Source organism: Streptomyces sp. NPDC056169, assembly GCF_042268445.1.
GTDB lineage: Bacteria > Actinomycetota > Actinomycetes > Streptomycetales > Streptomycetaceae > Streptomyces.
This window is the reverse complement of record NZ_JBHJUO010000002.1, coordinates 64,229-81,304: the sequence shown is the minus strand read 5'-3', so window position 1 is coordinate 81,304 and position 17,076 is coordinate 64,229. Positions and strand designations below refer to the sequence as shown.

Below are 17,076 nucleotides of genomic sequence, written 5' to 3'. Positions count from 1 at the left end.
GCGCCCGCCCCGCCGCCCCCCCCCCACCCCGCGCGCGCGTCCCACCCCCCCCGGCGGTGCGGGGGCCCCCCCCCCCCTGCCCCGGGCCGGGGGGGGGGCCCCCCCCCCCGGGCCCCCCCCTCCACGGGGTTGTTCGCGCCCGCCCCGAGGCTCCTGCCCCGACCGGGCCACTGCCCGAGCGTCCTGTCCCGACCGGGCCACCGGGTGGTACGAGCCACGCGGTCAGGCCGCGGGCTGGAGGGACGGCCGCTCTGCGGTCGCCTCGTTCACCTCGTTGACCGGGGTGGCGAGGATGTCGAGCGACCGGGAAGCCGTGACCGTGACACCGAGCGGAACCAGCAGGACGAGAAGCGCCAGGACGCCTCCCGCCACTCCGAACACGAAGACCAGACCGCCGGCCAGCATCGGGCCGGCCCACTCCAGCGAGTACGCCCCGAACCGGTTCACCGCCGCCACCCGGCCCAGCAGTTCGTCGGGGACGAGCTGCATGACGTACGTCTGCAGGATGACGTTGACGGGGACCGCGGTCAGCCCCGCCAGGCAGACGACCACGCCGATCTGCCACACCTCGGGCACCACTGCCGTGAGCGCGAAGGAACCCGTCAGCAGCCAGACCGACACGCACAGCAGAGGGCGTGCGGACACCCGCTTCATGACCGAGGAGGCGAACACCGCGCCGACCAGCGCCCCGGCCACCGCGGCACCGCTGACCAGGCCGATCTCGGTCGGGCCGCCGCCTCGGTGCGCGACCACGGCGATGAGCAGCAGAAGGAACGCCTGGTCGATCATGTTGAGCAGGGACGCCATGACCACGACGAACCGCAGGAAAGGATGCCGCCGGACGAACCCGATCCCCTGGCCGACGTCCTGGAGCATCGTGGTGCGCGGCCCGTCCGGCGCCCGGTCGGGCCCGAGCGGACGCCGGATGTTGAGCGCCCCCAGCGCGGCGAAGACGAAGGAGAGCGCGTCGGCGAAGAAGGGAATGCTGCGGCCGAGCCCGAACAGGACACCGCCCAGGGGCGGTCCCACCAGCTGCGCGGCCATGTCGCGGCTCATCGCCTGCCCGTTGGCGGTGGCCAACTGCTCCTTGGAAACGACCCGCCGGAGCGACGGCGTACTGGCACCGAGGATGACCCCTGAGCACAGTCCGCTCACCAGCGCGGTGACGACCAGCAGCGGGATGCTGATGCGACCGTTGTGCACGGACAGGCCGACCGCGGTCAGGACCGCCGCCTGTACGAGCGGCCCGGCCACCAGGATGGCGCGGCGCGACACCCGGTCCGCCAGCGCGCCGCCCCACAGCGTGGTGACGAGCACCCCGATGAGATTCGCCGAACCGATGAACCCGGCTTTCGTCACCGACCCGGTGAGGGACAGGGCCAGCAGCGGATAGGCGATGGACGAGACGCTCGTCCCCACCGCGGAGAGCGTATTGCCCGTCCACCATCCGAGGTAGTCCGTGTTCCGCCACAGCGAAACGACGGGGGCCTTGCCGTCGGCTCCTCTGCCATCGACTTCTTTGTCATCGGGCGCTCTGTCATCGGGCCGGTCCATCGAGGGGTCTCCTTCTGCTGACGATGCTCCGCCAGGAGCCTTGTGCAGTGCACCGGTTCACGGCCAGGCACTGCGCGGGCAAGGTCGTGGGCAATTCACCGGCCGCGAATCTGCCGGTCCGCTGCCTGGCGGCGGTGGCAGGCCCTGGACTCCAATCGACGCATCCCTTTCGAGCCACCGGAATTCCGGCGGCGATTCCCTTCCGCATGCGCCCTGCATGCCACGCACCGGAGGTCGCTTCGTGCATGCCGAGGCTTCTGGAACCACCTGGCCCGACGAGTCCCTCGACGCCGTCGACCTGACGGACCCCGAGACGTTCGCGGGAACCGATCTGAGCGGCTACTGGAGAACGCTGCGCCGGGAGCGCCCCGTCCACCGGCACCCCGGGGCCGAGGGCCGCCCGGGCTTCTGGGTCGTCAGCCGGTACCAGGACGTGATGACGGTGTACCGCGACACCCGGAACTACACGTCGGAGAAGGGCAACGTACTCGTCACGCTGCTGGCCGGAGGCGATTCGGCGGCAGGCCGCATGTGCGCGGTCACCGACGGCGCCCGGCACCGCCAGATGCGCAACGCGCTGCTCAAGGCGTTCTCGCCACGGGCCATGGAAGGCGTGACCCGCCGCGTGCGGGCCAACACCCGGCGGCTGGTCGCCGACGCGGTACGCCGGGGCGAGTGCGACTTCGCCACCGAGATCTCGGAGAACATCCCGATCTCCACCATCTCCGACCTGCTCGGAGTCCCGCACAGCGACAGGGAGTTCCTGCTGTCGCGGACCCGGGCCGCCCTCAGCTCCGACACGGCCGGCCAGTCCGTACCGGAGGCCTGGGCCGCACGCAGCGACATCCTGCTGTACTTCGCCGACCTCATGGAACAGCGGAGGGGCCACGCGACCGACGACGTGATCACCGTCCTCACCAACAGCCTCGTGGACGGCAAGCCGCTGACCCGGGACGAGGTGGTGCTCAACTGCTACAGCCTGATCCTCGGCGGCGAGGAGACCAGCCGGCTCACCATGAACGACGTGGTCCACATGCTGGCCGGTGACGCCGGGCAATGGCGGCGCCTGCGGGAGGGCAGTGTCACCCTCGACTCGGCCGCCGAAGAGGCCCTGCGCTGGGCCTCACCCACCATGCACTTCGGCCGGACCGCACTGAACCGCGTCGTGCTGGCAGGCCAGGAGATCCAGGCAGGCGACATCGTCACCGTGTGGCACTCCTCGGCCAACCGCGACGAGAGCGTCTTCGCCGCCCCCGACACCTTCGACCTGGGGCGTACCCCGAACAAGCACCTCACCTTCGGTTACGGACCCCACTTCTGCCTCGGCGCCCATCTGGCGCGGGTGGAGGTGACCGCGTTGCTCGACGCGCTGCGGACCTGTGCCGCGGAGATCGAGGTCACCGGAGAGGTCCAGCACTTCCACTCGAACTTCCTGACCGGGCTCAGTTCCCTGCCCGTCCACTTCACGCCGGACGAGAGGGGACTCGACACCCTGTCCGTTCCGTCGGCCCACGAGAGAGTTGAGGTCAGCCACCGTGCTTCCCGATGAGTCACACGACGTACACACCAGGGCGACCCGTGTGCAGGAGGGAATGCTCTCCGTCGAGGGCACCCTGACCGGCAGACCCTCCCCCTTCCACGTGCTCACCAGTGCCGAGATCACCGGTCCGCTCGACACCGGACGGCTCACCGTCGCGCTGGCCCGGGTCGTGCGGCGCAACTCCGCGCTGCGCACCGTCTTCACACGCGACGCCGACACGGGCATGGTCGGCCGCCGGGTGGCCCGCTCCCGGGGCCCGAAGGTCATCGAGCAGGAACTGCCGCCGCAGCCGCCGGGCACGGACGTGGTCGGCCTGGCCGAAAGGCTGATCTCCCCGCTGGCGCCGCAGCTGCTGCGACCGTACGCCGAACCGCCCCTGGTCTTCGTACTCACCGCCGCCGGACCGGAGCGCACGGTGCTGTCCGTCCTCGCCCACCACGTGCTGCTGGACGGCTGGAGCTACGGCCTGCTGTGGGAGCAGATCGCCGAGGGATACGCCGACGGGGACCCCGCAGACGCCGAGGCGCCGGGCATGGAGGTGTTCGTCGCGGCGGAGCGGACCGGGGTTGCTCCCGAAGCCGTCGCCGCCCGCGCGGCCCTGCTCGAAGGCTGGCCGACCGTCGTCGAACTGCCGGGTGATCTGGAGCGTCCGCAGACCCGTGCCTTCACGGGGGCCAGGGTTCCCTTCCTGCTCACCGAGGCGGCCCGGACGGGATGCGTCGAGCTGGCGAGCACCCTGAAGGTGAGCCGCAATGTCGTCCTCCTGGCGGCCTGGGCCCTGACGGTCGCCCGCCGCGCCGGACAGAACCGGCTGGTGGTCGGCGTGCCGACGAACGGCCGGACTTCCCGCACCACCATGCAGGTCATCGGCGGTGCTACCGGTCTCACCCCGATCGCCTGCGAAACGCCGGCAGAGGCGAGCGTCGCGGACTACCTACGGCTGACGGCCCGGGCGCTGCGGGACACCTTCCGGCACGGTGACGTCCCCTTCGAGGACATCGCCACGGCACTCTCGACGGGCGCGGACCCGGCCCGCAACCCCCTGGCGCAGATCGTCTTCGCCGCGCAGAACGACGTACTGCCCGCGACGCTGACCGCGGGCGACGTGCGCTTCAGCATCCGCATCGGCCACACCGGCGGCACGATGTACGACGCGATGCTGCACGTGATGTCCTGGGATCCGGTTGCCGCGCTCGAACTCGAATACGCGACCACCGTACTGACGCCGGGCGAGGCCACCTCGCTGGCCGGTGGCTTCGACCGCGCGCTCGTCGACATGGCCGCCGACCCGGAAGGCCCGCTGGCCGCGATCACCACCGTGACCGGCGCCCAGCGCCGACTGCTGGACCAGTGGGAGCAGGGCACAGGTACCGAGCCCACCGAGGGACTGTGGCAGCTGATCGAGGCAGCGGCGGAGCGCCGTCCGGACACCGTCGCCGTCCGGGACGGCGACCCGGACCGCAGGGTGACCTACCGTCGGCTGATGGCCGCCGTCACCGCCCAGTCGGCCCTGCTGAGCGAGGCGGGCGTCCGTGAGGGCGACCGGGTGGCCCTCGTCGCCCCCCGTTCCATCGAGGAGATCATCGCCGTCCTGGCGATTCTCCGGACGGGTGCGGCCTATGTCGGCATCGACTCCGGCAGCCCCGCCAGGACGACCTCGTCGATCCTGGAACGGGCCGGGGTACGGGTGATCCTCGGCACAGCCGACGGGCTCGCGGCGCTGGGGCCGGCCACGGAAGGCCGTATCGCGATGGCGGTCGTCGATCCCGCGGACCCGCCGCGGACGGGACTGGCGCCCGCCGCCGCACCGGCGGACCCCGAACGCGCCGCGTACGTGGCCTTCACCTCCGGTACGACCGGGGTCCCGAAGGGCGCGATGGTTCCCTGCCGCGGCGTCGTCAGACTCGCCCTGGACACGGAGCTGTTCCCTGCGAGGGCGTACGAACGCTACGTCCGCCTGGCCCCGTTGGCGTTCGACGCCTCCACCATCGAGATCTTCTACCCGCTGCTGGCGGGCGGAACGATCGAGGTCCACCCCGACGCCCATGTGACCCCCAACGCACTGGCGACCTTCCTGGAGCGGCGCGAGGTCACCGGGATGTTCCTCACGTCCGGTCTCTTCCGGCTGGTGGCGGACTTCCGTCCGGACGCCTTCCGCGGTCTCGTCCAGCTGATGACCGGCGGCGACGTCATCTCTCCTCCGCACGTGGCGGCCATCGTGCGCGCCTGTCCGGGAATCCGGGTGACGAACGGCTACGGGCCCACCGAGAACACCACCATCACCGCCGCCCACCACATCGACGACCTCACCGGCGTCACCGGCGGCGCCCTGCCGATCGGGCGGCCGATCCTGGGTACCGGCATCAAGATCCTCGACGGTACGGGGCGCCCCGTGCCACCGGGCGGAATCGGCGAACTGGTCGCGTTCGGCGAAGGAGTCGCCCTCGGGTACGTGGGCATGCCGGACGAGACCGCTCGCGCGTTCGGCACCGACGACGACGGACGTCTCTTCTACCGCACCGGCGACCTCGCGCGCTGGGACGCCGACGGTAACCTGCGCTTCCACGGACGCCGCGACAGCCAGGTGAAGGTCCGCGGCTTCCGGATCGAACCCGACAGTGTGGCCCGGCTCCTGCGTCAACACCCGGAGGTGCACGACGCCACCGTCGTCGTGGTCTCCGTGGGCAACGGCGACAAGCAGATCCTCGCCGCCGTGACCCCGCAGGGCGTGACCCCGCAGGCCGCCGCGCTGAGGGCCTTCGTCTCCCGCACGCTGCCCGCCTATTCGGTCCCGCATCTGTGGACGGTGGTCGACGAGCTCCCCATGACGAAGAACGGCAAGATCGACATCGCCGCGCTGACGGCGGGAGCCGCCCCCGTCGGCACCGCCGCCACCCCGCCGGAACAGGCGGCGCACCCCGGCCGCGTACTGGAAGAGAAGGACCAGCAGCAGGCGCAGGCGCAGGAGCTGCCCTGCACGGGTGTCGCCTCGATGGAGGACATCATCGCCCAGGCCTGGCACGAGGTGCTCGGGCACCGGGACTTCGGACCCGACGACTGGTTCCTCGACGTGGGCGGCGATTCGCTCAGCCTGGTGCGCGTGCACACGATCCTCGACAACGCGCTGCCGGACCGGCGCCTCACGGTCGCCGATCTCTACGCCTTCTCCACCATCAACGAACTGGCCGCGCTGCTCCGCGCCGACGACCACGCCCTTTCGACCTGAGAAGAGACCGGAACATGGATACACGTGACACGCACACCGCCGATGACATCGAACGATGGGTCGTCGCCACCTGCCGCGGCCTGGGCCTGCGGGTGGACGACGCGGACGTCGACTTCTTCTCGTGCGGCGGCACCTCGCTGGCGGCCATGCGGCTGATCGCCTCGGTCGAGGACGCCTTCGGCGAAGGAGTCCTGCCCCTGGACGCCTTCTACGACCACCCCGTGCTGCGGGAGATCGCCGGGCTCATCGCCGAGAACCGGCTCGCGACCCCGCAGGCGGGGTGATCGCCGATGACCGCTGCGAGGAGCCTCGCCGACGGCCCGGTGTTCACCTCGCGGGAGGCGGGGGAAGCCCTGCGCTCGGTCGCCGCCCTTCTCCGGGAGGCGGAGTACGGCGAAGAACGGGCAGCCGGGCTGCTCCGGGCGCCAAGCTCCGGGCATCTGCTGAGCAATCCCGCCCGGTACGCCTTCTTCAGTGACCACACGCGCCCCGCCCCGGCGGACGCGCCGCCGAGCGTCCTGACGTCCCTGTTCCTCCTCAACCGCGCGGTGCCCGACCTGTGGGTGCACGCCGCGCTCAAGCCCGAACTGACCGACCTGCTCCAGGAACTCGCCCTCCTTACCAGGTCCGGCGACCACTACCTGGGCACCGCCTCCCTGACCCCCTACCGCTCCCGGTTCTTCCTGTCCGACCGGCTCTTCGACAACCCGGCTCCGCAGCAGGTGGTGACGAGGGACGCTGCCGAACTCGCCATGCCGCCGCACGCGTCCAGCCTGCTGGCACTCGACGCGGTCGACCGGATCGACGGGTCGCTCCTCGATGTGGGGTGCGGCAGCGGATTCCTGGCGCTGAACGCCGGCCCGGGATGCGGCCGGGTCGCGGGATTCGACCTCAACCCGCGCAGCGTCCGCTTCTCCAGGGCCAACGCCCTCCTCAACGGACGCGACGTCCGCTTCACGGTCGCGGACTTCACCGACCCGACCGCGCTCGGCCGCGCAGAGCTGGGCGACACCGGCAGGTTCGGCAGCCTCGTCTTCAACAGTCCGACCATGCCGCGGATCGAGAGCGATGCCGGCGAGTTCGGCCAGAGCACGGCACGGCAGGTGCTCCGGCGGACCGCGGCCGTCGCCCCGTACGTCCTGCGCCCCGGCGGCACCGCGCACGTACTGACCGTCGTCGAGGTGCCCCGGTCGGCCGGGTCGGCCCGCGAGGTCGTCGAGGGCTGGCTGACCGGCACCCACGCCGCCGATGTGACGGTCCAAGAGGTCGACTCCCCGTACCTCCGGGTCACCGAACGCCAGCTCCAGGACCGACGGCTGGACAGGCAGAGCCTGCTCTCGTCCGGAACCGCCCACGCGCAGCAACTGCTGTCCGCCCTGGCCGCACGAGGCACCGGATCCGTCGTGCCGGTGCTCGTCGCGCTGCGGACCTCCTCCACAGAAGGGTCCAGATTCCCATGACCAAGGCACCGGACTGGATATTCCCCCTGCGCAAACCGACCGGGAGCCCCACCTCGCGGCTGGTCGTCTTCCCCTACGGGGCCTCGGGCCCGACGTCCCTGCGCCCCCTGCTCAACCGGCTGCCCGAGACGGTGGAGGTGCTGGGCGCCGCCCTGCCGGGGCGCGAGCGCCGCTTCGGGGAACCACCGGCCACCACGGTCGCCGAGATCGTGAGCGGCGTCGCCGAAGGACTGGCGGCACGGGAGGAACTGCCCACGTATCTCTTCGGCCACAGCATGGGTGCCGGACTGGCCGTGGCCTTCGCCCTGGCACATCCCGGATCCTGCGAGGGGCTGGTCCTCAGCGGGCGCCCGCCGCGCTCCGCCGGGCGCTCCGCCCTGCAGGGGTTCAGCGACGAGGAGATCGTCTCCTTCCTCGCCAGGGTCGGCAACACCCGTCCCGAGCTGGTCCGCGACGCGTTCTGGCGCGATCGGCTGCTCCAGCTGTTCCGTAGCGACGCCGCACTCGACCTGCGGACCGCGGAGGTCATCGCCGGAGGCGTCCTGCGGGAGCGGCTCCTGGTCCTGGGCGGCAGCGAGGACCCGGACATCGACGTGAGCGAACTGGGCGAGTGGGCGGAGCTGACCACCGGCGGATGCACGGTCGAGGTCTTCCCCGGCGGGCACTTCTTCCTCCTCGACACCGACACCAGCCAGGCGGTGCTCGACGCGATTGCCGGTCTCGTCCACGCCGTGTCCGAGCCGCTGCCGGTCTGAGACCACGCGCGGCCCCCAGGTGGTGGAGGGCTTCCACGGAACGCACCAGGCATCCGTGGGGACCCTTCACCGCTTCCGCGTGCGCGCACCGGCAAGCAGGCAGACAACCGGCAGGGGCGGGCCGCCGCGCTTCACCGCTCGACTGCCCGTCCGCTGCCTGGAGTCGACGGGCGGCCGGTCGGCAAGATCCGGGGGTAAGCCCGTGAGCCGGACGAAGGAGCCGCGATGCCCACCAGCACAAGGACGCAGGAGAGCCCGCCTCCCGCGCGGTCGTCCCTGGAGGCGGCACTGCCGCTGACTCCGCTCCAGGAGGGAATGCTCTTCCACGCGCTGTACGACGACGAGGCGATCGACGTCTACGCGATCCAGGTCGCGCTCGCGCTGGACGGGCCGCTGTCGGCGGACGCGCTGCGGGCGGCAGCGGACGAGGTGCTCGGCAGGCACGCGGCACTGCGCGCCGGCTTCCAGCTCCGCAAGTCCGGCCTGCCGGTCCAGCTCGTCCGCCGCGACGTCCGCGTCCCATGGTCCGAGCTGGACCTCCGCGGCCTGCTGCCGGACGAGCAGCAACGGCGGCTGAACCGCTACCGGGCCGCGGACCGGGCCGAGGGCTTCGACATGGCACGTCCGCCACTGATCCGGCTGACACTGGTGCGCCTGGCCGACCGGCGTCACGTCCTGGTGATGACGTACCACCACATCCTCCTCGATGCATGGTCCTTCCAGATCGTGCTGGACGACCTGTTCACGCTGTACGCCCAGGACGCCGACCCGGCCGGTCTCGTCCGCGTCGTGCCCTTCGAGGGGTACCTGGCCTGGCTGGCCGCCCAGGACCGGCAGGCCGCGCAGGACGCCTGGGCCGCCGCCCTGGACGGGCTGGAGGAAGGGACCCTCATCGCCGCCGGCCGCCCCGCACGGGGACCGGCGAAGCTGCCGAGGCTGGCCTCCACCGAGCTCTCCCCGGAGCTGACCGCCGACCTGACGGAAGCCGTACGCGCCGCAGGGCTGACCCTCAACACCGTGCTCCAGGGCATCTGGGCGCTGACGCTCAGCGGTCTGACGGGACGCCAGGACGTGGTGTTCGGCCAAACGGTGTCGGGACGGCCCGCCGAGCTGGACGGCGTCGAGGGCATGGTCGGCCTGTTCATCAATGCCGCTCCCGTACGGGTAAGACTCGACCCGGCCGAGCCGCTGGCGGCGCTCCTCGCCCGCGTACAGCGCGAGCAGGCCGATCTGGAGCCGTTCCACCACCTGGGTCTGGCCGAGATACAGCGCGGCGCTGGTCTGGGCGACCTGTACGACACCGCCGTCGCGTTCGCCAGCGCACCGCTGGACTGGGATGCCGTACCGACCTACCGCGACCTGCGGGTCACTCTTGCGGAGGACGCGGCCCAGGAGCAGCCCGAGGGCTGGACCCACTATCCGCTCAACCTGTCCGCCCAGCCGGGCCGGACCCTGCGACTGGCACTCAGCTACGACGGCGACCTCTTCGAAGGACCTGCCGCCGACCGGCTCATGACCCGGCTGCGCATGCTGCTCAGCACGTATCTGGATGCCCCCCGCACCTTGGTCGGCCGCATCGAGCTGTTCACGCAGGAGGAGCGGGCGCGGGCCGTGCACCATGGGAACGACACCCGGCAGCCGGTGCCGGACACGACTCTGCCCGCCCTGTTCGCGGCACAGACCGCCCGCACGCCCGAGGCCACGGCCCTGGTGTTCGAGGACCGCTCGCTGTCCTACGGGGCCTTCGCCCGCCGGGTGGCGGAGCTCGCGGATGTGCTGCGGGCGCGCGGAGTGGGCGCCGGGGACTTCGTGGCGGTGGCGGTGCCCCGCTCGGTGGAACTGGTGGTGGCGCTGCACGCGGTACTGGCCGCCGGGGCCGCCTACGTCCCTGTGGACCCCGACTACCCGGCGCAGCGGATCGGCTGGATCCTTGAGGACTCGGCCCCCCGGCTGCTGTTGACCACCGCCGCGGTCGCGGCGCTCCTGCCGCCGTGCCCGGTGCCCCGGCTCCTCCTCGACCAGCCGCTGCCGTCGGCCGCCCCGGCCGCCCCGGCCGCCCCGGCCCGGCGGCCGGTCGGCGCCGACCCGGCCTACGTGATCTTCACCTCCGGCTCCACGGGGCGCCCCAAGGGCGTCGTGGTGCCGCACTCCGCGATCGTCAACCGGCTTCTGTGGATGCAGGACCGCTACCCGCTGGAGCCGGGCGACCGGGTACTGCAGAAGACCCCGTCGGGGTTCGACGTATCGGTGTGGGAGTTCTTCTGGCCGCTGCAGACCGGTGCGGCGCTGGTGGTCGCCGCACCGGGCGGACACAAGGACGCCGCCTATCTGGCCGCCCTGATCCGGCGCGAGTCGGTGACCGTCGCCCACTTCGTCCCTTCGATGCTCCAGGTCTTCCTCCAGGAGCCGACCGCCGACGGCTGCACCAGCCTGCGGCAGGTCTTCTCCAGCGGGGAGGCGCTGTCCTCGGAAACCCAGAACCGTTTCTTCGAGCGCCTCGGCGCGAGCCTGCACAACCTCTACGGACCCACGGAGGCGGCCGTCGACGTCACCCACTGGGACTGCCGCCCCGACGAGGAGCACACGGCCAGTACGTCCGTCCCGATCGGCAGGCCGGTGTGGAACACCCAGGTGTACGTGCTGGATCCGGCCCTGCGTCCGGTCGCCCCGGGCGTACCCGGCGAGCTGTACCTGGCAGGGCGGCAGCTCGCCTCGGGATACGTGGACCGGCCGGGGCTGACAGCCGAACGGTTCGTCGCCAACCCGTTCGCCCCCGAGGGAAAGCGGATGTACCGCACGGGGGACGTGGTGCGCCGCACCCCCGACGGTGACCTCGAATACCTCGGGCGGTCGGACGACCAGGTGAAGATCCGCGGCCTGCGCGTGGAGCTCGGCGAGATCGAGGCGGTACTGGCCCGGCACGAAGCCGTCGCCCAGGTCGCGGTCGTGGTGCGGGAGGACCAGCCGGGCGTGCAGCGCCTGGTCGCCTACACCGTGCCGGCCGGACCTTCGGCTGACCCGCAGGAGCTGCTGGACCTGGCGGCGGCCGCGCTGCCCGACTACATGGTGCCCGCGGCGCTCGTACAGGTGGCCGAGCTGCCCCTGACGCCCAACGGCAAGCTCGACCGCAAGGCGCTGCCGGCTCCCGCGCTCGTTCGCGCCGTCGGCGGCAGAGCGGCGCACGGCGCCGTCGAGAAGCAGCTCGCGGAGCTGTTCGCGGCGGTGCTCGCCGTGCCGGAGGTGGGAGCGGAGGACAGCTTCTTCGACCTGGGCGGCGACTCGATCGTCTCGATCCAGCTCGTCGCGCGGGCCCGCCGGGCCGGACTGGCGCTCACCCCCAAGGACGTGTTCACCCACCGCACCGTCGCCGCGCTCGCCCTGGTGGCGCGCCCCGTGCGGGACGCCCTGCAGGAGGCGCCCGGGGCCGGCGTCGGAGAGATGCCCGCGACCCCGATCACGCACTGGCTGAGCGAGCGCAAGGGGCCGAGCGACGGCTTCCACCAGGCGACCCTGCTCCAGGTGCCCCCGCTCGCCCGCACGGACCTGCTCACCGCCTCCGTACAGGCGGTGCTGGACAGACACGACGCCCTGCGGATGCGGCGCACGGCGCGGGACGCGGGCCCCACGTGGGAGCTGGACATCGCACCGGCCGCGGCCGTACGGGCCGAGGACTGCGTGCGCCGCGTCGGAGTCGAGGGGCTGGACGCCGCCGCTCTGCGGGCCCGTATCACCACGGAGTCGGCCCGCGCGGTCGCCGAACTCGCCCCTGACGAGCGGCGGATGGTGCGCTTCGTCTGGTTCGACGCCGGTCCCCGGGACGCGGGACGGCTGCTCGTGGTGGCCCACCACCTCGTCGTGGACGGCGTTTCCTGGCGGATCCTGCTGCCTGATCTGCGGGCGGCGTGGGAGGCGGTCGAGGGCGGCGGAACACCCGACCTCGCCCCCGTCCCGACCTCGCTGCGCACCTGGGCGCACCGGCTGTCCGAAGCGGCCGCCGATCCGGCCAGGACCGCCGAACTCCCGCTGTGGCAGGGCATGTTGCGTGCCGGAGACGATCCCGCGCTGGCGGCGAGCCCGTTGGACCACACACGTGACGTGCACGGCACCGCCCGGTCGCTGACCCTGCGACTGACCGCCGAACACACCGAGCCCCTGCTCACCACGGTGCCTGCCGCCTACCGCGCGGGAATCGACGACGTCCTGCTGACGGCGCTCGCACTGGCGGTCGCATCGTGGCGGCGGGAGCGCGGCCTGGGCGAGGGCACCGGGGTGCTGGTGAACCTGGAGGGGCACGGCCGCGAGGAGATCGCGGCGGAGCTCGACCTGTCGCGCACCGTGGGCTGGTTCACCAGTCTCTATCCCGTACGCCTCGATCCCGGCGTGCGGGACTGGGAGGAGGCGGACGGGGTAGGACCCCTGCTGGGCACGGCCCTCAAGCGGGTCAAGGAGCAGCTGCGCGCGATTCCCGACCATGGCATCGGCTACGGAATGCTGCGCCACCTCAATCCGCAGACGGCCGCCGTGCTCGGCGCGCTGCCCGTCCCGCAGCTGGGCTTCAACTACCTGGGCCGTTTCGCGGGTTCCGACGGCGGACACTGGCAGCCCGCGGCCGAGTCGGACGCCACGGGTCCGGCGGCGGACGCCGGGCTGTCCCTGCCGCACGTGCTCGACATCAACGCGGTGACCGAGGACCTGCCGACCGGCCCGCAGCTGGTCGCCTCGTTCACCTGGCCCGGCGCGCTGCTGGCCGAGGACGATGTGCGACGGCTGGGGGAGGCCTGGCTGGCCGCGCTCCGTGCGCTGGTCGCGCACACCTCCCGGCAGGGTTCCGGCGGGCTCACCCCCACGGACGTGCTGCCGGCCGTGGTGGGACAGCGGGAGCTGGAACTTCTGGAGTCGGCGTGGGCGGACCGCGGACTTCAGGACGTCCTGCCGCTGACCCCCGTACAGGAGGGGCTGCTCTTTCACGCCTGCTACGACAGGCAGGCACCGGACGTGTACCACGTACAGCTGGTCGTCGAGCTGGAGGGCGCACTCGACGCGGAGGGACTGCGTGCCGTGTGCCAGGCCTTGACCGACCGGCACCCCGCGCTGCGCGCGGCCTTCACCCAGACGGCTTCCGGCACCCCGGTGCAGCTGATCCCCGGCAGCGTGCCGGTGCCGTGGCACGAGGACGACCTGCGGGGCGACGGACGGACGGGCAACGGACCGGCGGACGACGGACGGAGGGGCGACGGACGGAGGGGCGACGGACCGCAGGGCGACGGGCCGACCGAGGACGGCCGTGCACGAGAACGGCTGGACGCGTTCCTCACCGAGGACCGGATCCGCAGGTTCGACCCGTCCCGTGCCCCGTTGCTTCGCTTCACCCTGCTGCGGCTGGGCGAGGAGCGCCACGCGCTGGTCTTCACCAGCCACCACCTGCTCGCCGACGGCTGGTCGGTCTCCCTGATGCTGCGGGACCTCTTCGCGCTCTGGTCGCCGGACGCCCAGGACGTCGGCCGGACACCCCCGGTTCCGGTACGCCGCTACTACGAGTGGCTGGTCGCACAGGACACGGCCGCCGCGGAGTGCGCCTGGCGGGCGGCGCTGGACGGCCTGAGTGGCCCCACCCTGCTCGCGGTGGCCGCGGACACCGGTTCCCTGCCGTCGCTACCGCTGAGCTCCGGCGTCGAACTCCCCGAGGACCTCACGGCCGAAGTGGCTGCCCGGGCACGCTCCTGCGGGCTGACGCTCAACACCGTGGTGCAGGGGGCGTGGGCGCTGGTGCTCCACCACCTCACCGGCCAACGGGACGTGGTGTACGGGGCGACGGTGTCGGTGCGCCCGCCGGAGCTGCCCGGCGTCGAGGAAATGGTCGGGCTGCTGATCAGCACGGTGCCCGTACGGGTCCGGCTGGACCCCGCCGAGACACTGGCGGCTCTCCTTGACCGGGTGCAGACGGAGCAGGTCGCGCTGGCCCCGCACGCGCACCTGGGCCCGGCGGCGGTACAACGCGTGGCCGGGCTGGGGCCGCTGTACGACACCTCCATGGTGTTCGAGAACTTCCCGCGTACCGCCGATCATCCCGAGCTGCCGGGTACGGGCCTGCGGATCGCCGGATTCTCGGGCCGCGACGCGTACCACTACCCGCTCAAGCTCATGGCCGTTCCCGGTGACCGGCTGTACCTGGAGGTCAGCCACCGTCCCGAACTCGTCACCGCCGCACAGGCCGAGGAGGCCCTCGGGCGCCTGCGGACGCTGCTGACGGAATTCGCCGCCGACCCGTCCGTGCGGGTTGACGGCCTGCTGCGGCCCGCGTCTGAGCCCGTCGCTCCCGTGACCACGGGCCCCGCCGCGCCCGCCCCCGTCACGCGGGGGGCACCCCGCGCGGTGGCGGAACTGTGCGCCCTGGCCGGGGCGGTACTGGGCAGGCAGGAGCTCTCCGCGGACGCCGACTTCTTTGCGCTCGGCGGCGATTCCTTGCGGGCATTGCGACTGGCCGGACGTATGCGCGAGGTGTTCGGCGCTCCTGTCGATGTCTCTGTCGTATTCCGCGGCCGCACACCTGCCGGAATGGCGGCAGTACTGGCACGGCAGGGAACCGGTATTTCCGGAGTGCGCCACACCTCATGAGAATTGCCGGGCCGCTGCCTGTTCCGGGAATCCGCACTTTGCCACCATAAAAAAGCAACGAACCTCAGCAGCAAGGAGCTCGACCGTGCGGATCATCGCGATAACCGGTGCCTCAAGTGGAATAGGGCTTGCGACGGCGGCACGTTTCGCCGAGGGCGGCGACCGGGTCTACAACCTGGACACGCAGCGGCCCCTGGCCCGGCACGAGGGCGTGACGTGGTGCGAGACGGACGTCGCCGGCTGGGACGCCGTCGACAGCACGCTCGGCCGCATTCACGACGAGCACGGCCGCCTCGACGTGGTGATCGCGAACGCGGGCATCAGCATCCGGCACGGCGTACTGGACATCACCGAGGAGCAGGCACGCCGGGTCGTCGACGTCAACCTGCTCGGCGTGCTGGGCACCTGGCGGGCGGCAGCGCGCCGGATGGTGGCCAGGGGTGAGGGAATCCTGCTGGCCACCGCCTCGGTGAACGGCCATAGAGGGTTCCCCCACTACGCGGACTACAACGCCACCAAAGCCGGTGTGGCGGCACTGTGCAGGACCTTCGCGATGGAGCTGAGCCCCGTGGTCCGGGTGGCCTGCGTCTCGCCCGGCGCGGTGCTGACGCCCATGCAGCTGGCGGAGTACACACCGCGGATGCTGGCGGAGGTGAACGCCCGGATTCCCGCGGGCCGGCACGCAGATCCTGCGGAGATCGCGGCGGCCTTCCACTACCTCGCTTCACCCGAGGCCGGCTTCATGACCGGCCAGGAACTCGTCATCGACGGCGGGGAGATCACCGGTTCCACGACTTCCGACTTCGGTACGGCGCATTGCGCGACGGCCGAGACGGACCGAATCGAAATCCGTTCCCGGTAACGCACCATCCGAAGGGAGACGTCATGAGAAATTCAATTGACTACACACTGAGCGGCGACGAGGTCGATGGCCTCATGAAATCCGTGAGCGAATTGAGAGAAGGCGGCCTCTCGCCGGTCGAACCGGAGTTCTACGAAAAGTACCAGAACTTTCAGGAAATCCTTCCGGTCGGCCTGCGGAGATTCCTGGAGAAATTCCGTGACGACCCGGCATCGGCCGTCTGCCAGGTTCACGGATTCCCCGTCGACGACGCCGCCGCGGGGCCGACCCCGGAACACTGGGAGCGGCCCGAGGGTTACGGGTCCACCGTCGAGTCGGACATCTACCTGGCCATGTGCGGCTCGGCGCTGGGCGACCCGTTCGCCTGGGCGACGCTCCAGTACGGACGCATGGTGCAGGACGTCTTCCCGATCAGGGGCGACGAGCGGCGCGAGAGCGGGCACGGCAGCGACGCGTATCTGAACTTCCACACCGACGACGCGTTCCGCCCCGACTCCTGCGACTACCTGCTGCTCTTCGGCGTGCGCAACCCCGACGTCGTCCCGACGTACGTGGCGGCCGTGCAGGACGTCGTCCTCCGTGACGAGGACCGTGCCCTGCTGTCCGAGAAGCGCTTCCACATCCTTCCCGACGACGAGCACATACGGCAGCTGGCGCTGAGGGCGCCCGGCGATCCCGCGCTCCGGCGTGCCGTCGAGATGCGCGACCGCCCGGAGCCGGTCTCCGTTCTCTTCGACGATCCGCGCAACCCCCACGTCCGGCTGGACGTGCCGTTCATGCGCTGCGTCGATGACGACCCGGCGGCCGAACGGGCGCTGCGCGCCCTGCTCGACGAGCTGGAACGGGTGCGACGGCCACTGGTCGCGGCCCGCGGAACGCTCCTGATCCTCGACAACCGCAGTGTCGTGCACGCCCGCGAGTCCTTCCAGGCGCGCTACGACGGCACCGACCGCTGGCTCCGCAAGATCGTCGTCAGCCGCGACCTGTCCACCGACGGCGTCCGGCCCCTGAGCCGGGTCCTGCTGTAGCCCCCGTAGCCCCTGTAGCCCTCCCGGACGCACACC

Annotated in this window: 9 protein-coding genes; 8 read left to right on the top strand and 1 reads right to left on the bottom strand. The window is 71.8% G+C overall.

Annotation, left to right across the window (positions count from 1 at the left end; translation table 11 throughout):
* Window positions 1-222 precede the first annotated feature (222 nt).
* Window positions 223-1,554, bottom strand: coding sequence for an MFS transporter (locus ACFC0G_RS03080; RefSeq protein WP_376396306.1), 1,332 nt, complete (start codon window positions 1,552-1,554; stop codon window positions 223-225).
* A 241-nt stretch (window positions 1,555-1,795) separates the two neighbouring features.
* Between ACFC0G_RS03080 and ACFC0G_RS03075 the strand changes: the two genes are divergently transcribed.
* The 8 genes from ACFC0G_RS03075 to ACFC0G_RS03040 all read left to right on the top strand — a co-directional run bounded on the left by ACFC0G_RS03075 (window position 1,796) and on the right by ACFC0G_RS03040 (window position 17,040).
* Entirely contained in the window at window positions 1,796-3,103 is a 1,308-nt protein-coding gene (locus tag ACFC0G_RS03075) for a cytochrome P450 (protein WP_376396303.1), read from the top strand.
* The gene (locus tag ACFC0G_RS03070; protein ID WP_376396300.1) at window positions 3,090-6,320 is read left to right on the top strand and encodes an amino acid adenylation domain-containing protein; all 3,231 of its coding nucleotides are present in this window, start codon (window positions 3,090-3,092) and stop codon (window positions 6,318-6,320) included. The genes ACFC0G_RS03075 and ACFC0G_RS03070 overlap by 14 nt, the downstream gene beginning before the upstream one ends.
* Before the next feature lie 14 nt (window positions 6,321-6,334).
* A complete protein-coding gene (locus ACFC0G_RS03065; RefSeq protein WP_365781143.1) occupies window positions 6,335-6,604 on the top strand; it encodes a phosphopantetheine-binding protein in 270 nt (89 codons plus the stop codon).
* A gap of 6 nt (window positions 6,605-6,610) precedes the next feature.
* Window positions 6,611-7,780, top strand: a complete 1,170-nt coding sequence (locus ACFC0G_RS03060) for a 50S ribosomal protein L11 methyltransferase (protein WP_376396296.1) — start codon at window positions 6,611-6,613, stop codon at window positions 7,778-7,780.
* The gene (locus ACFC0G_RS03055; RefSeq protein ID WP_376396293.1) at window positions 7,777-8,535 is read left to right on the top strand and encodes a thioesterase II family protein; all 759 of its coding nucleotides are present in this window, start codon (window positions 7,777-7,779) and stop codon (window positions 8,533-8,535) included. Before ACFC0G_RS03060 ends, ACFC0G_RS03055 begins: the two co-directional genes overlap by 4 nt.
* A 225-nt stretch (window positions 8,536-8,760) precedes the next feature.
* A complete protein-coding gene (locus ACFC0G_RS03050) occupies window positions 8,761-15,150 on the top strand; it encodes an amino acid adenylation domain-containing protein (protein WP_376396290.1) in 6,390 nt (2,129 codons plus the stop codon).
* A gap of 85 nt (window positions 15,151-15,235) precedes the next feature.
* On the top strand, window positions 15,236-16,012 hold the full coding sequence (locus ACFC0G_RS03045; protein ID WP_376396287.1) for an SDR family NAD(P)-dependent oxidoreductase: 777 nt from the start codon (window positions 15,236-15,238) through the stop codon (window positions 16,010-16,012).
* A 23-nt stretch (window positions 16,013-16,035) separates the two neighbouring features.
* Window positions 16,036-17,040, top strand: a complete 1,005-nt coding sequence (locus ACFC0G_RS03040) for a TauD/TfdA family dioxygenase (protein WP_376396284.1) — start codon at window positions 16,036-16,038, stop codon at window positions 17,038-17,040.
* Window positions 17,041-17,076: the final 36 nt, after the last annotated feature.

Excerpts from the sequence above, each read along its gene's own strand:
- ACFC0G_RS03050 (WP_376396290.1), top strand. The coding sequence starts at position 8,761 with ATGCCCACCAGCACAAGGACGCAGGAGAGCCCGCCTCCCGCGCGGTCG.
- ACFC0G_RS03055 (WP_376396293.1), top strand. The coding sequence starts at position 7,777 with ATGACCAAGGCACCGGACTGGATATTCCCCCTGCGCAAACCGACCGGG.
- ACFC0G_RS03065 (WP_365781143.1), top strand. The coding sequence starts at position 6,335 with ATGGATACACGTGACACGCACACCGCCGATGACATCGAACGATGGGTC.
- ACFC0G_RS03040 (WP_376396284.1), top strand. The coding sequence starts at position 16,036 with ATGAGAAATTCAATTGACTACACACTGAGCGGCGACGAGGTCGATGGC.
- ACFC0G_RS03060 (WP_376396296.1), top strand. The coding sequence starts at position 6,611 with ATGACCGCTGCGAGGAGCCTCGCCGACGGCCCGGTGTTCACCTCGCGG.
- ACFC0G_RS03080 (WP_376396306.1), bottom strand. The coding sequence starts at position 1,554 with ATGGACCGGCCCGATGACAGAGCGCCCGATGACAAAGAAGTCGATGGC.